This window comes from Bradyrhizobium sp. GW821-FHT13H05 (genome assembly GCF_058804065.1).
On sequence record NZ_JBXAPO010000002.1, the window covers coordinates 571,177 to 590,380 of the forward strand.

Genomic DNA, 19,204 nt, shown 5'->3' on the forward strand with positions numbered 1-19,204 from the left:
ACATTGAAAAAGGCCGCGGCCCTCATCGTCTATGTTATCGGCGCCGCGCACAATTTCGCTTCCGCAACGTTGCCGTTGTCGTCGATGTCGAGCTGAACATAAGTGGGCCGGAACAGCGTCCATTCCGAGAAGTCGCCGGCCTTCAACTTCTGAACGAAGCGATCCAGTTGGCTGATCGCGTCAGCCTCCGGCAGAGTCAGAATCTCGTTCGGGAAGCGCAGCACGTCCGCCCATGTGCCCGAATTGAAATACCAGCGACCATCGCCCAGGCTGACACGCTTGGCCTGGTGGGTATGGCCGAACACCACATAGCGAAAGCCGCCCTTCACGAGCTCGCTCGCGCCGTCCAGATATTCCTTCGCCGTCTCCCTGGTTTCATCGAAGCTGTCTTCTTTCTGCAGCCCCCGGATGGCGGTCAGCAGCGCCCGCATGCGTTTCTCGGCGGCACTCGAACCAAAGGCGAGGTTGAACAGCCCCAGCGCCGTGTTGAGGTTTTCACTTGCGCTGACATCCGTTCCCATTCCCGGTTGCGCGCCTCTGGGATCATCGTCGAGCTGACGGAGGAAGTCCGCGCCCGCGCCGCCGAGCGAGTCGCCTATCGCAGCCTTGAGCGCGGCGTCGTTATCCAGTCCGGCAAGGATCGACTGCGCCGACCCCGTGCCAGGAGCCGCACTGGCGCGGATGTCCTGGCCGAACGGCTTCTTGCTCGCGACGACATCCGCTTTGATGTCTCCGCCGAACTTGGGAAGAATTGGACCCTCGAGCCCATGACTCCGCGTCCAGTACCAAAAGCGCGCCAGCTCGCCAAAGCGCTTTCGATAGCCCGGCTCGAGAGCAAGCAGGATCGGCACCACCGCGGAGTCTTCCGGCTTGAGCAGGTCCACGAACGCGTAGTCGCGCTTGACCTTGTTGATGACCGACGTGACCATCTGGCTGCCGGGAGGCGGGACGAACTGGTATTGCTTCGGCACGTCCTGCCGGCGAGACATCAGGGACCGGACCCGGCGCAAGGCGTCGAGGTCGACCTGATTCCACGCATCGTATCGATTGCCGTGTTCGATCAGCGCGTCGCCAATCACGTAGGCTTCGCCGTCATGGACGAATTCGAAGTCGTGCCCCGACTTGACGCCCAGCGCCTTGCGCAGTTCGGCGCGCACGGGAGGAAGGCTCAGCTCGATATCGTGGTTGCCGAGCAGAATGGTCAGCCGGCCTCCCGCATCCAGGAACCGGCCGAGCGCCACGAACACGCCCGGATCCCTCGCGACGATGGCTTTGAACTTGCTCACGGCCTGGACAGGATCGGCAGTGAAGGGCGCCCAACTGTCGGCTTGCTCGCCATCGAGCTCGGCGAGAAAGTCGACCGTATCGCCGTTCAGGACGAGTTCGCTCGGCCCCTTCTCGGCAATCTCCTGCGCCAGGCCCTCGACGAAGCGAACGATCTGATCGGCGCGCGTGCACAAGCGAAAGCCGCGCTTCCCTGGGGCCGGCGGCAGTGGATACGTGCCGCCCAAATGCAGATCGGAAATAATATAAACTCGGCGCATTTGAAATCTCACTGATGCACCCTGAAACAAAAATTAAAACGCGATTGTGCGACCTTAAGTAGTATTCGTCAATGACTTCGGCGTAGCCCCCCGGTTCCATATCTCCCGGTCGGATGAGGCCGATGACGGATTGTGAGAGGCCGCGCTGGCTGGGGCGGGAGGGATCGAACCTCCGAATGGCGGAATCAAAATCCGCTGCCTTACCGCTTGGCTACGCCCCATCAGGTCGTTGGGTAAACTCAAAAGGCCAGCACCTTGAGAGCGTTACGCGTATAATCGCTGCGCGGGCGTTTTGCAAATGGTCTTCAAAGGCCTGCCATTTCAAAGGCCTGCTGCATCGGCCTTCGGCCTTACGTCGGCGTGGCGCTCGCAGCCACTTTGTCCGGTGCAGCGGTTTCGGGCGGATTCCCGGGTTGAGCCGCCGTGGCGATCGCGTCGTCCGGTGCGATGTCGGTGAAAAGATCGCGCAGCCGCAGGCCCAGCACACCAGCCAGCATGGTCTGCGCGCTGGAGGACATTTGTTGCTTCCCCGATAGCCAATCCTCGAACTGGCTGCTGTCCGCATCCAGAAGCCGCCTGACCGCGTCCGGCTCGCGGCCGGCGGCCTGAAAGGCCTGGTGCAGATCGTAGCGGGCCCATCGCGGTTGATCGGTCGGTCCTCCATCCTGCGCGAAGAAGCGTTCACCCTGCCGCTCGACACTGACGATGGCGTTCTCGGACATCAGCCCCGAAATGATTGCGAGGAAGGACACGAAGTACGGGTTGATCGGCGCATCGCCGCCGAGCTGCGAGGCATCTGCGATCACGGGCACGCCGGCCTTGGCGACGATGAAGATCACCAGCGCGGTGATCGCTCCGACGCTCAGGCGGAGAAAATACGCACCCGGCGCCTCGACGCGGTGCTCCTTGAACAGCGAATGGGTCATCTGCAACGCGCTGCCGAGAATGCCCATCAAGACGACCAGCCCGAGGGTCAGGATGTCGGGCGGCGTCACGATCAGCTTGTTGATGAGCCGCCCCAGCCAGCCCGCGGAGTACAGTTCGAACAGCGCGTTCTCGACCCGGGCGCGCGTGGGTTCGTCGAGCCGCTGCCTGCCGAACTGTCCGAACAGGCGATCGACCGACGCGCGCAAGGACACGAGACGTTCCTGGAGCTTGGCGACACGCGCCCGGCCGGCGGTGAGTGCCGCCTGCACTTTCATGCGTTCCAGGTAGACGGGCTCGTATCCGCCGTAGGTCTTGTTGATCTGATCAAGCAACGGCAGCACGTCCGGATGCGCGGTCAACTCGTCCCTGGCAGCATTGGCCCGCCCGACCTGTTCGGCGGGACTCTGACCGCTCATGATCTTGGCCAGCGTCTCGTCGAAAGGTCGCACACGGAAATTGAACTCTTCGAGCTCGGCATCGAGCTGGGTTCGCTGCGGCCGATATCGCGTGTCGTTGTCGGCGAGGCTCTTCTCGTCCCGGCTGACGTCGGTCTCCGTGAGCGAGAGCGCATCCGCCTGCTCGAAGATCTGGTCGCGGAGGTCGCTCCACTGCTTGCGGACATCGTCGAGCTTCCAGATGCTCACGGGCACGCCGTCGATCGCAATGCGCGACAATCGCCCTTGCGTGAGGGTACAGGACAGCACCAGGACACAAATCAATCCGACGCCGACCGTGAAGGCGACCAGGATGGCGCTGGTGACGATGGTGCGGATGCGACCTGCTCCATCCTCCGCCACGGTGCGCGTTTGGGGATCAGACATGATCAGCCGTTCGCCGCTGCAGCGTCGGGCGGGTCGACCACCGAGCGCAGGCTGAGACATAGATAATCGACACAGATGCGAGGTCGCATCGCGCTTGGCAGGCTGCATCCGCTCACCGAATGGAAGATGCAGGATCCCGCGAACGACTGCGCCGGCACCGCCAGCATGTAACGCACCACCAACTGCTCCCGTGACAGATCGGCAAGACTCTTCCAGGCGAACACCAGGGAGGCCATGTCGAGAAACGCGCCGTCGGCCCCGTTGCTGCAGCAATGGCCGCGGCAGGCGGCGCAGGCATCGGCCGACCATCCGGGCGCCCGCTGCGGGGCGGGCTCGGGCTCGGGCCGTCCGACGTCCGCAAGCACGTCACGAAGATGAGCCGCCAGGGCTTCCCTGCGCACGGCCGGAACATCGACCAGTGCCGCGTCGAAGCCGGGAAGCTCGATGCCCGCCCAGACTGGCATCGCAGCTACCATTCGACCTTGTAGACGACGGGAAAATGATCGAACTGACGGAAGATGCCGCTGAACATTGTGACATCAGCCATGCTGGGTAAGGCCGTGACCGTCAACGTGTCGCTGGCGAGCGCGTAGTCGAACACCGCACCCGTCTGGAAACGCGTTGGCCCGCCCTTCGGGATCGTCACTCCCCAGCGGGCGTAGTCCGCCTCGGTATTATCCGTCTGACTTTTTCGATTCCAATTGGTGAAGGCCAGTTTCGCGGCATTCTGCCCTTGCTTTTGATAGGAGAGCGGCGGCACCGCCTTTCCTTTGAAGTCGTTCGGCTTCTCGAGAGCGGGAAAATCGAGATTCAAATCTCCCATGACGGCCGTTCTCGGGCTCTTCGCCAGCTCTGCATAGGCCGCCTGGGTCATGGCGCTCCCTCCGCTCTTGCTGGCGTTGGCATGGACGAACCATAATGTGGCGGCGGCGCCACCCTTTACGACCAGGTTGATCTTCAGCACCGCCCGGATGGCGTCTTTCAATCCCGGAAACTTCAGCGTGGTGCCGCCGGGGCATTCAATGGCCGAGCTCCCCTTGCGCCAGAAAGCGACGAGCGATTTGGCGATCTGGTTCTTGTCAACCCCACCGTCCTCCGCCTGCGTGTCGACGTGCCCGACGCATTCGTAGCCGAGACCGAGGGTGTCTTTGTCCGTCGGCATGTAGGGCGATGCCTCGATGAGAACGACAAGCGATGGGGCCGTCCCCGCCAGCTTGGTGAACCATTGCAGCCAGCTCAGATAGAGATCCCTCTTCTCCTTGAAGGAGTCGGGCGCCATCTGCGAATTCCAGGAAGCAACGTAAACGGTATTCATTGGCGTTCATCCCTTTGCTTCGGTTACGACGAGTAATCCCGTCACCTGCGATTCATTGATGCGGCGGGAGCAGCGGCAGCAGGGTCGACGTCCAGCCGATGACCATCATGCCGGGGACGGAGAAATGCTTTCCGTCGAAGGCGGCATGCGTGCCCCCTGTGGCGAGCGCGCTCGCGGTCTGAGCCGCGTGTTGCCTGTCGGTTTCTTTCCAGCTACCCGCGATGACGAGGTCCCTGACCAGCACGAAGGAATTCGTGAGCAGCGGAAAGCAGCCGGCATTCTGCTCCACGCAGCCAGTCGACAGTGAGCCGCTCGGCATGCCCGGGATCGTCCATCCGGGAGTCTGGAACAAACCGTCATCGAGCCAGCCACGCTCGATCGAGACGCGGAGATGCCTGTAGGTGGCCTTCAGCTCGTTGGTGTCGGACTGATCGGAGTCATTCTGCTCGGTCACGGCGCCCGCCTCCTCGGTCGTCTCGCTCTCCGATGATTGCGATTCGTCGCTGAGCTGGGTTTCGACGCTGGTCCACAGATCAGACGCGTTCGGATCCCACCAATTGTCCGGATCGCCGTTAGATGGATGGTATTGCTGGCCCACTTCCAGCACGGAAGCGCGCGCCTGCTGATCGAAAAGCTGCTTTGCGGCAAGGAGCCGACGACTCACGGCCGGGTTGGCTGGCGCGGTCGCACGCATGATCACGCCGTAGTTCGTCCTGATGCTGCCGGCGGGAACGAACATCGGGTTGAGTTTCGGCGCCTTGTCGACGAGGCGCGCGAACCTTTCATGCGCAGCCTGCGACCCCTTCTGGTTCTCGGGCGACCATGGGTTCGCATAGTCGTTGGCATGCACGGGTATTCCGGGCCAGCACATGATCCGCAACACGCCTTGCTGCCCGTCGTCGTCATCGCCGCCCAGCGCCTCGCCGAGGGCACGCAGGACAAACTGATTCAGGATGTTGGCTTGCGCCATGGTCTCTCTCCCAGCCAAGCATTGAAAATGCACGCAGCCTCCGCGGGCGAAACACGCGCCCGCGGGACTACATCGCGAGCCGCGGTCAGGCGACGCGCTTGGCGGAAGATGCTGGCGCCGGCGGCGTCATCGGCACGATCAGGTTCATGAACCCGATGACCTGAATGCCGGGGATCTTGATCTTGCCGTCGGCGAACTCGGCGTGCTGATGGTCGTCCTGCGAGGAGCTTGCGTAGGACGAATTGAACGAGAAGGGTCCGAAGCCGCCGGACGCCGACGCGCTCATCGCATGCTTGGCCTGGTCCTGGTCGGAAGCCGACCAATTCGCGGAGATCTCGACATCCTTGACGGCGAGAAACGCGACCGGCAGCAGCGGCATCTTCTTGCCGTCCTGGCTGCTGCGTCCGCCGCTCGAGATATCGCCTGGATTGAGACCCTGAACCCGCCAGCCCGGGCTGCTCATCAGAAGGTCGTTCATCCAGGACCGGTTGATGTAGACGATCGTGTACTTGTAGTTGATCGAAAACCCGTTGGCGGCCGCATCGAGATGGATGTGACTGTCGGACTTGCTGACCGAGCCACCGCCAGACCAGAACAGGCCACCCCCGCCCACACTTGCCGACATGCTGGACGCGTCGGAATGCTGGTTGGCGGTCGCGGTGCTGAACGTGAATTGATAGCTCGGCCAGTCGGTTTCAGGGTCGGTGTCGCACCAGTCGCCGGGAACTGCCGTGGTTCGATGGATGATCCGGCCGTCGTCCAGCGTCAGCTTGCTTTCGGTGAACAATTGCTTCGCCTCGGCAAACATCTGGTTGAGCTGGTTCCCGCTGGCGGTCGACAGCACCGCCAAAGCGTCCTCGACCTCGTCGGCGCCGCCGCTCCGCCAAGTCTCGTAGGCCGAGTCGACCGTTGCCTGGAGCAGCGGGCCCGTCATGGGCCAGGTTTCCTGGCCTTCGGGCGTCTTGTTCGCGTTGACGAAGGCGTTGACGAAGGCCGTCCGCGCCGCCACCCAGGCTGCCTTGTTCTTCTTGTAATCCTTGTAGACGGCGGCATCCTCCTTGCGGGACTGGCCGGTGTCGGGATCCTTGACGCTGGTCTTGAGTACGCCCTCGGCTTTCTTCAGCCGGGCCTGCTGGTCGGGGCTGGTCACTGCGTCCGCAGTCACCTGGGCGTTGACGATGAAGTTGCCGTAGACGTCGGCGACCGTCGGACCGAGCGGCGAATAAAGCGGCGCGCACGCGGGAAGCATATCCGCCAGGTTGACGAACTCGTTGAGGGCCTTCTTGCTGCCCTGGAGATTCCCCGGCCCCCACGGATTGGCGAACGTCTTGGGATTGATCCATCGCCCCGGCCGGCACATGGTAAAGTAGCAAGTCTTGGAATCGAAAGCGGATTGACCGCCGTCCGGCGAACTCGTGAGCGATGTGTAGATGTCGTCATAAAGACGGCGAACGAAGTCCTGTTCCTCTTGCGGCGTCATCGATGAACTCCCTAAAAAATGGTGCGCTGGCTGAAAAAAGTGGTCGGTCGTAAAGTGACCCTGGAGCCGGCCGGCAATGCAATAAACGGCCAAGGCGAACGATGTCACAGACACAACCTAAGCGCTTGACACTTTTTGCGTGCATCTTTCATTTGACAAACGTCGTGCCTGTCGCGAGCCGACCCGCGCCCTGCGGGCTCCGGGCGTGGTGACCCCGCTGATGCCGCCTCGGCCCTGATGCTATCGAGGAGCGCCGACGAGATACGTGGCCATCCACGATTCTCGGAGGCGCTCGCGTCCTACGTGAATGCGATCATCGGTCTCTTTGATGGAAACCGGTTTCTCATTGGCCTGCTGAAAGACGCGGCCTCCCTGGAGGTCATCGTCCTGCTGGTCGGTTTCTACGCCGTCTACGATGAATCCGATCGGACCACATGGGCGACGCCGGGCCGAATTCGGCAGATCATCGCGGATCGGGGGCTCGCCAGCCCCCGGCGGGTCGACGACTTTCTCGCCCGATTGATCCAGACACGAAACGTCGAGCAGCTACCCGATCGTCACGATCACCGCATTCGCATCCTTGCGCCGACCGCGGCGCTGCTCGCTTACGATCGCGCCTATCTGGCGGCACTGCACCGGCCGCTGAACCTGCTTTATTCCGACCTCTGGCATCAGGAGATCGTGGCCCAGAATGCCCGGATTCATCTGGCCATTCGCGGAGCGGAGATCGCTGCCCTGTCGGCGCGCAAGGCGCGTCATGTCGGGCACCCCGGAATTCGTCTGTTTGCGACGCGGGACGGTGGCTATCTGGCTCTCCTGCTGGCGATCCAGGCCGAGCTCGCGCATCGCGGAACGCTGTCCTTCACCGACATCGCGCAACGCGTCGGCGTGTCGCGGACGCATATCCGCCACCTGTTCATTGATGCCGAATCCGCGGGCTATGCCGAACTGACCAAGGGCAACGGCGGCGTCTCGCGCATCCGGCCGCGGCTGTGGGAGGAGTTGCGCAGCTTCGTCGCACAGATCGCCGCCGACCGGGATGCAATCAAGAACCTCGCGATGTGGGGCCCAAGGTTCTGACGGCCGCGGCTCAAGACGAGCGAATCAAGATTCACTGCCTTTCCACTTTCCCGGTCCCTCGCCCGGTCGAGGATGGCATTCCAACAGCCCGGAAGGGCAAAACACCACAGGCCGGGGGCCGGTCCGGCCACACTCTATTATATCCCGAGCCTGGCCCGGTCCCGCCCCTCCCGGCCATTGAGACCTCCGGCGTTTCATGGGAATACGGCGGCAATGATGTCCCCCGGGGAGTGAGCCATGACCTACCGCGCGCCGATCTCTGACATGCTGCTGTCGCTCAATCACGGCGCCGGCCTGAAGGCCGCCGTGGAAGCCGGCCATTACGGCGATTTCGACGGCGACATCGTGAGCGCCGTGCTGGAGGAAGCCGGCAAGTTCGCAACCGACGTGCTGGCGCCGCTCAACAAGGTCGGCGACGAGCACGGCATCAAGCTCGACGACGGCAAGGTCACGACCGCGCCGGGCTGGCCCGATGCCTACAAGCGCTGGACCGAGGGCGGTTGGAACGCGGTGTCCGGGCCTGAGGATTTCGGCGGCCAGGGCCTGCCGATCGCGATCAACGCGGCCTGCACCGAAATCTGGAGCGCCGCCAACGTCGCCTTCGGCCTCTGCCCACTGCTCACGGCCTCGGCGATCGAGGCGCTCGACGCGCATGGCAGCGACGAGCTGAAAAAAATCTATCTCGAAAAGCTGGTCTCCGGTGAATGGACCGGCACGATGCAGCTCACCGAGCCGCAGGCCGGCTCCGACGTCGGCGCGCTGCGCACCCGTGCCGAAAAGCAGGCCGACGGCACCTATCGCATCAAGGGGACGAAGATCTTCATCACCTATGGCGAGCACGACATGACCGACAACATCGTGCATTTCGTGCTGGCGCGCCTGCCGGACGCGCCTGCGGGCACCAAGGGGATCTCGCTCTTTCTCGTGCCGAAATTCATGGTCAATGAAGACGGCTCGCTCGGCGCACGCAATGACATCTTTGCCTCCGGCGTCGAGCACAAGCTCGGCATGCACGCTTCGCCCACCTGCACCATGACCATGGGCGACCATGGCGGTGCGATCGGCTTTCTGATCGGCGAAGAGAACCAGGGCATGCGCTGCATGTTCACGATGATGAACCAGGCCCGCCTCGGCGTCGGCCTCGAAGGCGTCGGCGTTGCCGACCGCGCCTATCAGCAGGCGCTCGCCTATGCCCAGGAGCGCAAGCAGGGCCGCGCCGTCGGCAAGAAGGGCGACGGCTCCGACGCGATCTTCGTGCATCCCGATGTCAAGCGCATGCTGATGCGGATGCGAGCGCAGACCGCGGCCGCGCGCACCATCTGCTATGCCACCGCCGTCGCGCTCGACGTCTCGACGCGCGCCAAGGACCCCAAGGTCCGCGCCGATGCGGCCGCGCGCGCGGCGCTGCTGACGCCGATGGCGAAGGGCTATTCGACCGACATCGGCAACGAGGTCGCCTATCTCGGCGTCCAGGTGCATGGCGGCATGGGCTTCATCGAGGAGACCGGCGCCGCCCAGCATTATCGCGATGCCCGCATCACCGCGATCTACGAGGGCACCAACGGCATCCAGGCGATCGACCTCGTCACGCGCAAGCTCGCAGCCAATGGCGGCGCTGCGGTGTGGGCACTGCTCGACGAGCTCGCGGCAACCGTCAGCCAAGTCGAAGCCTCCAACGATCCCGCCTTCGGCACCACGGGCGTGAAATTGCGCGAGGCGCTGGAGGCGCTGACGCGCACCAGCAAATGGCTGCTGGAGCGCGTCGCATCTGCGCCGAACGAAGCCCTCGCCGGCGCAACGCCGTACCTCCAGCAGTTCGGCGCGACGCTCGGCGGCTGCATGCTGGCCTCCGAGGCGCTCGCCGCGAAAGCCGACGGCAACACCGACGCCGCGCGCTATGTCTCGCTGGCGCGCTTCTTCGCCGAGAACGTCACGGTGCAGGCCGGCGCGCTCGAACGCACCGTGACGGAAAGCGCGGAGTCGGTTGCGGCGGCAGATGCGGTGTTGTTGGGGTAAGGGGCGCACTGCCGGTCACACCACCCGCAATGCGACGAGCGGTCTCTCCGCCTCCCCGCTGTCATTCCCCGCGAAAGCGGGGAATCCAGTACACCGCGGCCTCGCGATAAAACAACAAGCGTCTCGGCGTACTGGATCGCCCGATCAAGTCGGGCGATGGCACCGAGTGTGTAAGACCGGCTACGAAGCTGCGAGCTTCGCACGCCTCCCCGGCCGCCACAGCACGATCGCGGCCGCCACGAGATCCAGCACCACACACATCGCGAACGCCGTGGTGTAGTCGCCGGTCAGGCTGCGCACGAGGCCGACGATGCCGGGGCCGAAGGCGCTGACGATGCCGCTGATCGACGTGCCCAGCCCCATCGCGGCGGCAAACGCAGCCGCGCCGATCTCGCGCTGGATGATCAAAGGCGGGAACGTGATCATGTTGCCGATCGAGAAGCCGTAGATGGCGCAGCACACCAGCAGCACCGTGGGGCTGGTGCTCTGGAGCAGCACGAACAGCGCTGCCGCCTGGCTCGTCATCGACGCCGAGCAGGCGAACCTCGGATCGAGCCGGTCGACGAACAGGCCGAGCGAGAGGCGGCCGACCACCGCCATCGCCGCCATGATGGTGACCGCAAGGCCCGCGGCATAACGCCCGATCAGCGGTTCGAGAAACGTCACCTGGTGGATGATGAAGCCCATCTGCGCCAGCAGCGCGATCGCGATCGGCAGCACCATGGTCCAGAACGCCGCGTTGGCGAGCAGCGTCTTGCGGGAATGAGCCGGCGCGGTCGTGTCGCCGGCGGAGCGTTCACGCGATGCCAGCGGCATCCCGGCCGGCCAGCCGGTGAAGACGACCACGACCGGCAGCACCAGCACCACCATCGTGATCGTGGCCGCCAGCATTGCGGAGCGGAAGCCGATGCTGCCGGACAGCGACAGCAGCAGCGGCACGAGGACGATGCCGCCGCAGGTCGCGCCGTTGAAGGCGAGGCTGAGCGCGAGGCCGCGGCGCCGCTCAAACCAGGAGTTCAGCACGGTCGCGATCACCACGGTGCCCATGCCGGCCCAGCCCACCGACATCAACGCGTAGGCGAGATAGAGCTGCCAGGGCGTCTGCATCAGCGCCAGCATCACCGTCGATGCGCCGAGCGCGGCGAGGCCGCACAGGATCAGCGACCGCAGGCCGATGCGGGCGAGCAGATCGTCGGTGAAGATGACGAGGACGGAGGTCAGGAGAAACGAGAAGGTGCTGGCCGCGGAGACCAGCGAGCCAGACCAGCCATGGGCGCGCTGGAGCTCGGCGAGATAAACGCCCTGGCCATAAAGGCCGAAGCCGAACATGAAGAAGGCCATCAGGAAGCAGGCCAGCACAACGCGCCAGCCGCGATAATGCAGCGATGATTCGTCAAGACTCGTTCCGGCAATCATCAATCGCGCAATCGGCCAAAGAGAACGGCAGCAGGCACGATCGTGCCTCACAACTACTGGTTTTTCAAATAAAACATTGTAGCTATTTGTTGCAATGCGCAATGGAGCGTTTAAGACAATACAACCGGCGCGATCCCGACGCGATGCGGTTCCCGACCGAAATCGGGTCGTCGTCGGCGGCGCCATGCGCCGGACTTCCGGAGATCATTCTCGAAAAGGTCGAGCGGGCGGATTGGCACGCCTGCAAGATGATGTAGGCTGACATTTGCGAGACTCGCCAAAGTCAAGCGTCACGGCGACCGCAGGGAGTTCTCATGCCGAATGGCAATATCGTCGTCACCGAAGAGCGTGGAACGCGCGTCATCACCCTGCGCCGCCCCGGCAAGAAGAACGCGATCACGCAGGACATGTATCGGGAGATGAGCCGCGCGATCGACACCGCGCAGAACAACCCCGATATCCGCTGCATGATCATCACCGGCGGCTCCGGCGTGTTCACCGCTGGCGACGACATCGACGATTTCCTCCAGGCCGACACGGCGCGCCCGGAGACGCTGTCGAACGGCGCCAAGTTTCTCTATTCGCTCGCCCTCAACACCAAGCCGATCATCGCGGCCGTCGACGGCGCGTCGATCGGCATGGGCACCGTGATGCTGTTTCATTGCGACTACGTGCTCGCCTCGAACGCGGCGACCTTCTCCGCGCCCTATATCCATCTCGGGCTCGTCCCGGTCGGCGCCGCCAGCCTCCTGATGCCGAACACGATGGGCTACCAGCGCGCCTTTGCGATGCTGATCATGGGGCGGACTTTTACTGCCGCGGAGGCGCACGCGGCCGGCTTCGTCAACACCGTGGTCTCGCCGGGACATACCGAGGTCGAAGCGCGCAAGGTGGCGCGCGAGATCTGCCGGCTGCCCGCCGAGGCGGTCTCGACCTCGCGCAAGCTGCTGCGTTCCCCGCCGGAAGAGCTGACCCGCCGCATCGACCAGGAGGCCCATCTGTTCGGCGAACGGTTGAAGTCGGACGACGCCGTGGCCGCGTTCAACGCGTTCGCGAACCGGAAGAAGCGGTGATCTGGTCTTCCCCTCTCCCCTTGTGGGAGAGGGTGGCTCGCCGCGAAGCGGCGAGCCGGGTGAGGGGTTGTCTCCGCAAGCACGCCTCTTTTGTATTCGCGGAGAGAACCCCCTCATCCGGCGCCATAGCCGATGCAAAGCATCGGCGTTTTCAAGAACGGCGGCCGAAGGCCGCCTATGCCACCTTCTCCCACAAGGGGAGTAAGGAAGAAAGCTTCGTGAAATCTTCGCGCGGAACGATTAATCTTGGTTCCATGCGATATCTTCTCCTGACCGCCTTCACGCTGGCGCTCGCCGCCCTCCCCGCTTCGGCCCAGACCGCAGCGCCGGTCGAGCTGCGCATCCTCGCCATCAACGACTTCCACGGCAATCTGCGGCCGCCGCCGGGCGGCATCCGCATCAATGATCCCGAGGACAAGAGCAAGAAGGTCATGGTGGCGGCCGGCGGCGCCGAGTACATGGCGACGCTGGTCAAGCAGCTGCGCGAAGGACACAAGAACACGATCTTCGTGGCCGCCGGCGATTTGATCGGCGCGAGCCCGTTTTTGTCGGCGATGTTCCACGACGAGCCCTCGATCGAGTCGCTCTCGATGATGGGGCTCGCGATCACCTCGGTCGGCAATCACGAATTCGACGAGGGCAAGGCTGAGCTGCTGCGGATGCAGAACGGCGGCTGCCATCCGGTCGACGGATGCCAGGGTCCGCACCCCTTCACGGGCGCCAAATTCCATTATCTCGCGGCCTCCACCGTGGAGACTGCGACCGGCAAGAGTGTGCTGCCGCCTTACGAGATCCGTGAGTTCGAGGGCATCCCCGTCGCCTTCATCGGACTGACCTTGAAGGAGACCGCGGGCATCGTCTCGCCATCGGGCATCGCCGGGCTCGAATTCCGCGACGAGGCGGAAACGGTGAACGCGCTGGTGCCGCAGCTGAAGGCGCGCGGCGTCGAGGCGATCGTGGTGCTGATCCACCAGGGCGGTGAGCCCTCGGGCGACTACAATGAATGCCCGGCCATTACCGGACCCATCGTCGACATCGTCAAGAAATTCGACCGCGCCGTCGACGTCGTCGTCAGCGGCCACACGCATCGTGCCTACATTTGCCAGATTGACGGCCGGCTCGTCACCAGCGGCGACAAATACGGCACGCTGGTCACCGCGATCGACCTCAAGCTCGATCCTGTCACCCGCGACATCGTCGGCGCCAAGGCCGAGAACGTCATCGTCGCCAATGCCTCGCTGGCGAAAGACCCCGAGCAGACCGCGCTGATCGACGCCTATGACAAGCTCTCGGCGCCGATTGCCAACCGGCCGGCTGGATCGGTGACGCAGACGCTATCGCGCGTTCCGAACGAGGCTGGCGAGAGCGCGCTCGGCGACGTCATCGCGGATGCGCAACTTGCCGCGACCAAGGACACCAGGGATGGCAGCGCTGTCATCGCGCTCACCAATCCCGGCGGCATCCGCACCGACGTCATTCCGAAGGAGAACGGCGCGGTGTCCTTTGGCGAGTTGTTCGCAAGCCAGCCGTTCCGCAACCGCCTCGTCACCATGACGCTCACGGGCAGTCAGCTCAAGGACATGCTGGAACAGCAATGGCTCGATCCGAAGCGGCCGCGGATCCTCCAGGTCTCGAACGGATTCAGCTACATCTGGGATGCGTCGAAGCCGTTCGGCGAACGCGTCAGCCTTGAGAAGATGATGCTCAACGGCAGGCCGATCGAAGCCGGGAGCGGCTACCGCGTCACCCTCAACGATTACCTCGCGGTCGGCGGCGACGGCTTCACGGTCGCCCAGCAGGGCGCAGCGCCGCAATATGGCGGCTACGACGCGGATGCGCTGTTCGTGTTCTTCCGCGCGCACGGGCCGATCGGACCATTGCCACCGACCCGCATCCTGCGCGTGAATTGATCTGGATCAAACCGACCGCAACGGGACAACCCTTTGCCATTCCCTGGGGAACGCATAGATTGGGTTCTGCATTGCGTTTTGGCGCCGGATGCGCCAAGCGACGTCAAGAGCCCGTACCTGTGAGGCCGACCTGATGAGCACGCTTCTTCTCTCCCACAAGGCCTGCCTCGACCACGTCACGCCGCCGGGACATCCTGAAAGGCCGGACCGCCTGCGCGCGGTTGAGGAGGCGCTGTCGCATGAGCGTTTCCAGTACCTGGTGCGCGACCAGGCGCCGGAGGGCGATCTCGATCTCGTGACGCTGTGCCACAACGAGGATTACGTCACCGAACTGCGCCACATCGCGCCAACCGGCGGCCTCGTCTATATCGACGGCGACACCTCGATGTCCCCCGGCACGTGGGAAGCGGTGATGCGTGGTGTCGGGGGCGCGGTCGCAGCGACCGAGGCGGTGATGAATGGCGAATACCGCAACGCCTTCGTCGCGGTGCGCCCGCCCGGCCATCACGCCGAGATCGGCAAGCCGATGGGCTTCTGCTTCTTCGACAATGTCGCAATCGCCGCGCGCCATGCGCAGCGCAAATACGGCATCAAGCGCGCCGCCATCGTCGATTTCGACGTGCATCACGGCAACGGCACCCAGGACATCTTCTGGTCGGACCCCACCGTGATGTACTGCTCGACGCATCAGATGCCGCTGTTTCCGGGCACCGGCGCGAAGGGCGAGCGCGGCGACCACGACACCATCGTCAACGCGCCGCTGGCGTCCGAGGACGGCGGCCCGGAATTCCGCTCCGCGTTCGAGAATCTGATCCTGCCGCAGCTCGAAAAATTCAGTCCCGAACTTCTCGTCATCTCGGCGGGCTTCGATGCGCATTACCGCGATCCGCTGGCCTCGCTGAATTTGCGCGCGGAAGACTACGCCTGGGTCACGCGCAAGCTGATGGACCTCGCCGACAAGTCCGCCGGTGGCCGCGTTGTGTCCGTGCTCGAAGGCGGCTATGACCTGCAAGGATTGAAAGAATCTGTTACGGCGCATGTCGGCGCCCTGATGGGCGCCTGACGACACCCGCCACATTAAGCCCGCAAAACCCGCCTTCACTCCTGGGAATGCGAATCGGGCAATCGGAAACGGATATGGCCGAAAATACCCAAATCGACGTCTCCAGGCTCACCTTCGAGCGCGCGATCGAGGAACTCGAGACGATCGTGAAGCGGCTCGAGGATGGCAAGGTGCCGCTCGAGGAATCCGTGACGATCTACGAGCGCGGCGAGGCGCTGAAGCGCCGCTGCGAGGAGCTGTTGCGCCAGGCCGAAGCGCGCGTCGACAAGATCACCACGGACGCCAGCGGTCAGGCCACCGGCACCGCGCCACTCGACGTCCAGTAGGCGGCCGTTCGAAGCCGCCCGCCTCAAGCATCGGCCGCCTGCATTTTTTCATGATTGCACGCCTCTGATTCCGCTCAGGCGCCCGGTGCGCCGGCACGGCGGTCAGGGAACTCTGTCGCGAGGGCGTCTAACCCTCCCGAATCCGTCCAAAAAAGCCATGCGCTTGCCCAAAATCCTGCTGAGGAACCGGGCAAGACTGGAACTCCTCCGCCGGCGCCACGGTTAACCAATCTGGCCCGCCGGTTGCAGCGGCATGGCCGTAATCGGCCCTGTGGGTTGGCTTTGGCCCAAGCTTTGGTGTAAAGCTGCGCGGAGTGTGGCTTTTTGTTAGCCTTGACGTGGGGACCGATTACCAACGACAAGCGCTTCAAATTGCTGAAGAAATTGGCTGGGACGGACGAAGCCGATCTAAGTGACAGGGATCACAGAGACTGAACCGGAGCGCACTTAAGCTCACCTAAGCTTGAAGACGGGGCTTTGCCCCATGCAGGTGGCTCCGACGGTTTAAGGACTCGCGCTGCGCCGATATTGTGCAAACCCATCGCGCACCGGAACGACCTTCCGGCGCTGACAAATTGGAAATCGCCGTGAACGCATACAGTAAGACGCCGCTTCTCGACACCATCCGGACGCCGGACGACCTGCGCAAGCTCAAGGTCGAGCAGGTTCGCCAGGTCGCCGACGAGCTGCGGCAGGAGACCATCGATGCCGTCTCGGTGACCGGCGGTCACTTCGGCGCGGGCCTCGGCGTGGTCGAGCTCACCACCGCGATCCATTACGTCTTCGACACGCCGCGCGACCGGCTGATCTGGGACGTCGGCCATCAGGCCTATCCGCACAAGATCCTCACCGGCCGCCGCGACCGCATCCGCACGCTGCGCACCGGCGGTGGCCTGTCCGGCTTCACCAAGCGCAGCGAGAGCGATTACGATCCGTTCGGCGCAGCGCATTCCTCGACCTCGATCTCCGCCGGCCTCGGCATGGCTGTCGCGCGCGACCTCGCCGGCGGCAAGAACAACGTTATCGCCGTGATCGGTGACGGCGCGATGTCGGCAGGCATGGCCTATGAGGCCATGAACAACGCCGGTGCAATGAACTCGCGCCTGATCGTCATCCTCAACGACAACGACATGTCGATTGCGCCGCCGGTCGGCGCGATGAGCGCCTATCTTTCGCGGCTCTACTCGGGCAAGACCTATCGCACGCTGCGCGATGCGGCCAAGCAGATCAACAAGCGCCTGCCGAAGATCCTCGCCAACCGCGCCAACCGCGTCGAGGAATATTCCCGCGGCTTCATGATGGACGGCGGCACGCTGTTCGAAGAGCTTGGCTTCTATTACGTCGGTCCGATCGACGGTCACAACCTCGACCATCTCCTGCCCGTGCTGAAGAACGTGCGCGACATGGAGACCGGCCCGATCCTGGTCCACGTCGTGACGCAGAAGGGCAAGGGCTACGGCCCGGCGGAAGCTTCCGCCGACAAGTACCACGCCGTCGTCAAGTTCGACGTCGCGACCGGCACCCAGGCCAAGTCCAAGCCGAATGCGCCGGCCTATCAGAACGTGTTCGGCCAGAGCCTCGTCAAGGAAGCCGAGAAGGACGACAAGATCGTCGCCATCACCGCGGCGATGCCGTCCGGCACCGGCGTCGACATCTTCAACAAGGCCTTCCCGGACCGCACCTTCGACGTCGGTATCGCCGAGCAGCACGCGGTGACCTTCGCCGCCGGTCTTGCGACCGAAGGCTACAAGCCGTTCTGCGCGATCTACTCGACCTTCCTGCAGCGCGGCTACGACCAGATCGTGCATGACGTCGCGATCCAGAACCTGCCCGTCCGCTTCGCCATCGACCGTGCCGGTCTTGTCGGCGCTGACGGTGCGACCCATGCCGGCTCGTTCGACAACGCCTATCTCGGCTGTCTGCCGAACATGGTGATCATGGCGGCGGCCGATGAGGCCGAGCTGGTGCACATGGTGGCGACCCAGGTCGCGATCAACGACCGTCCGAGCTCGCTGCGCTATCCGCGCGGCGAAGGCCGCGGCATCGAGATGCCCGAAATCGGCGTTCCCCTCGAGGTCGGCAAGGGCCGCATGATCCGCCAGGGCAGCAAGATCGCCCTGCTCTCCTTCGGCACGCGTCTGGCCGAATGCGAGAAGGCGGCCGACGAGCTCGCCGCTCACGGCCTCTCCACCTCGATCGCCGATGCGCGCTTCATGAAGCCGCTCGACACCGATCTGGTGCTCAAGCTCGCCCGCGACCACGACGTCCTGATCACGGTCGAGGAAGGCTCGGTCGGCGGCTTCGGCTCGCATGTCGCGCAGTTCCTGACCGATCAGGGTGTGCTCGACACCGGCATGGTCAAGTTCCGCACGATGGTGCTGCCCGACGTGTTCCAGGACCACGACACACCGGCGGCGATGTACGCCCGCGCCGGCCTCGACGCCAAGGGCATCGTCGCCAAGGTGTTCGAGGCACTCGGCAAGGACGTCAAGACCGAGACGGTCAAGCTGGCTTGATTGGGTTCACCTCTCCCGCTCGCGGGAGAGGTCGGCGCGAAGCGCCGGGTGAGGGTTCTCTCCCCTCGGGCGTATCTCGATGACGGAGACACCCTCTCCCCAACCCTCCCCCGCAAGCGGGGGAGGGAGCAGAGCGTGCGCTAAGGCTCGCACCTTGATCCAAATTTCCTCGGTTCTATTCCCATGAAAATCTATCTGGCAGGCCCCGACGTGTTCCTGCCGGATGCGGTTGAGATTGGTCGGCAGAAGGCCGCGATCTGCGCGGCTCATGGCCTGACCGGCCTCTATCCCCTCGATAACACGATCGACCTCACCTCACCCGACGCCTCGCGGCAGATCTTTTGTGGCAACGAGGCGATGATGGAGGAGGCCGACGCCATCATCGCCAACCTCACCCCGTTCCGCGGCGCCGGCGCCGATCCCGGCACCGTCTACGAGCTGGGCTTCATGGCCGGCCGCCGCAAATTCTGCCTCGCCTATTCCAACGATCCCGCCGCCTATGCCGACCGCGTCACGCGCTTCACGAACGTCACCTCCGAGGACGGGCGGCTGGTCGATGCGCAGGGGCTGACGGTCGAGGATTTCGGCCTCGTCGACAATCTCATGATGATCCACGCGGTCGAGCTGCATGGCTGCCCGCTGGTGACGCCGGCCCAGATGCCGATCGACGTCTGGCACGATCTTGCGGCGTTCGAGACTTGCGTCCGGATGGCGGCCGCGCGATTGATCGTTACATAGACGCTTCAG

At 64.0% G+C, this 19,204-nt stretch carries 15 protein-coding genes and 1 tRNA gene; 8 read left to right on the forward strand and 8 right to left on the reverse strand.

Annotation, left to right across the window (positions count from 1 at the left end):
- Window positions 1–29: 29 nt before the first annotated feature.
- The 7 genes from AC1RR3_RS07005 to AC1RR3_RS07035 all read right to left on the reverse strand — a co-directional run bounded on the left by AC1RR3_RS07005 (window position 30) and on the right by AC1RR3_RS07035 (window position 7,057).
- Window positions 30–1,544 carry a metallophosphoesterase gene (locus tag AC1RR3_RS07005; RefSeq protein WP_492820735.1) on the reverse strand — a complete coding sequence of 505 codons (1,515 nt, stop codon included), beginning with the start codon at window positions 1,542–1,544 and terminating at the stop codon, window positions 30–32.
- Window positions 1,545–1,690: 146 nt separating this feature from the next.
- A tRNA-Gln gene (locus AC1RR3_RS07010) sits at window positions 1,691–1,765 on the reverse strand.
- Window positions 1,766–1,894: 129 nt separating this feature from the next.
- Entirely contained in the window at window positions 1,895–3,292 is a 1,398-nt protein-coding gene (locus AC1RR3_RS07015; RefSeq protein ID WP_492820737.1) for a hypothetical protein, read from the reverse strand.
- Between the two features lie 2 nt (window positions 3,293–3,294).
- Window positions 3,295–3,768: a hypothetical protein gene (locus tag AC1RR3_RS07020; RefSeq protein ID WP_492820739.1), complete on the reverse strand. Its 474-nt coding sequence runs from the start codon at window positions 3,766–3,768 to the stop codon at window positions 3,295–3,297.
- Window positions 3,762–4,607: a hypothetical protein gene (locus tag AC1RR3_RS07025; RefSeq protein ID WP_492820741.1), complete on the reverse strand. Its 846-nt coding sequence runs from the start codon at window positions 4,605–4,607 to the stop codon at window positions 3,762–3,764. The genes AC1RR3_RS07020 and AC1RR3_RS07025 overlap by 7 nt, the downstream gene beginning before the upstream one ends.
- A 52-nt stretch (window positions 4,608–4,659) precedes the next feature.
- Window positions 4,660–5,577, reverse strand: a complete 918-nt coding sequence (locus AC1RR3_RS07030; protein ID WP_492820743.1) for a hypothetical protein — start codon at window positions 5,575–5,577, stop codon at window positions 4,660–4,662.
- Between the two features lie 85 nt (window positions 5,578–5,662).
- Complete coding sequence (locus AC1RR3_RS07035; protein ID WP_492820745.1) at window positions 5,663–7,057, reverse strand: hypothetical protein; 1,395 nt, start codon at window positions 7,055–7,057, stop codon at window positions 5,663–5,665.
- A 303-nt stretch (window positions 7,058–7,360) separates the two neighbouring features.
- Here AC1RR3_RS07035 and AC1RR3_RS07040 point away from each other — a divergent pair, with 303 nt between their 5' ends.
- Window positions 7,361–8,137: a hypothetical protein gene (locus tag AC1RR3_RS07040; protein ID WP_492820747.1), complete on the forward strand. Its 777-nt coding sequence runs from the start codon at window positions 7,361–7,363 to the stop codon at window positions 8,135–8,137.
- 237 nt (window positions 8,138–8,374) lie between these two features.
- The gene (locus AC1RR3_RS07045) at window positions 8,375–10,153 is read left to right on the forward strand and encodes an acyl-CoA dehydrogenase family protein (RefSeq protein ID WP_492820749.1); all 1,779 of its coding nucleotides are present in this window, start codon (window positions 8,375–8,377) and stop codon (window positions 10,151–10,153) included.
- A 180-nt stretch (window positions 10,154–10,333) separates the two neighbouring features.
- Here AC1RR3_RS07045 and AC1RR3_RS07050 read toward each other — a convergent pair whose 3' ends face one another.
- Window positions 10,334–11,569, reverse strand: coding sequence for an MFS transporter (locus tag AC1RR3_RS07050; RefSeq protein ID WP_492820751.1), 1,236 nt, complete (start codon window positions 11,567–11,569; stop codon window positions 10,334–10,336).
- A gap of 314 nt (window positions 11,570–11,883) precedes the next feature.
- Between AC1RR3_RS07050 and AC1RR3_RS07055 the strand changes: the two genes are divergently transcribed.
- From AC1RR3_RS07055 to AC1RR3_RS07080, 6 genes are all read left to right on the forward strand, one after another.
- A complete protein-coding gene (locus AC1RR3_RS07055) occupies window positions 11,884–12,642 on the forward strand; it encodes an enoyl-CoA hydratase-related protein (RefSeq protein WP_492820753.1) in 759 nt (252 codons plus the stop codon).
- Window positions 12,643–12,896: 254 nt separating this feature from the next.
- Entirely contained in the window at window positions 12,897–14,552 is a 1,656-nt protein-coding gene (locus tag AC1RR3_RS07060; RefSeq protein ID WP_492820755.1) for a bifunctional metallophosphatase/5'-nucleotidase, read from the forward strand.
- A 133-nt stretch (window positions 14,553–14,685) separates the two neighbouring features.
- On the forward strand, window positions 14,686–15,615 hold the full coding sequence (locus AC1RR3_RS07065; protein ID WP_492820757.1) for a histone deacetylase family protein: 930 nt from the start codon (window positions 14,686–14,688) through the stop codon (window positions 15,613–15,615).
- A 74-nt stretch (window positions 15,616–15,689) separates the two neighbouring features.
- On the forward strand, window positions 15,690–15,941 hold the full coding sequence (locus AC1RR3_RS07070) for an exodeoxyribonuclease VII small subunit (RefSeq protein WP_027516568.1): 252 nt from the start codon (window positions 15,690–15,692) through the stop codon (window positions 15,939–15,941).
- A 587-nt stretch (window positions 15,942–16,528) separates the two neighbouring features.
- Window positions 16,529–18,457: a 1-deoxy-D-xylulose-5-phosphate synthase gene (dxs, locus tag AC1RR3_RS07075; protein ID WP_492820760.1), complete on the forward strand. Its 1,929-nt coding sequence runs from the start codon at window positions 16,529–16,531 to the stop codon at window positions 18,455–18,457.
- Between the two features lie 183 nt (window positions 18,458–18,640).
- Entirely contained in the window at window positions 18,641–19,195 is a 555-nt protein-coding gene (locus tag AC1RR3_RS07080; RefSeq protein ID WP_492820762.1) for a nucleoside 2-deoxyribosyltransferase, read from the forward strand.
- Window positions 19,196–19,204 lie beyond the last annotated feature (9 nt).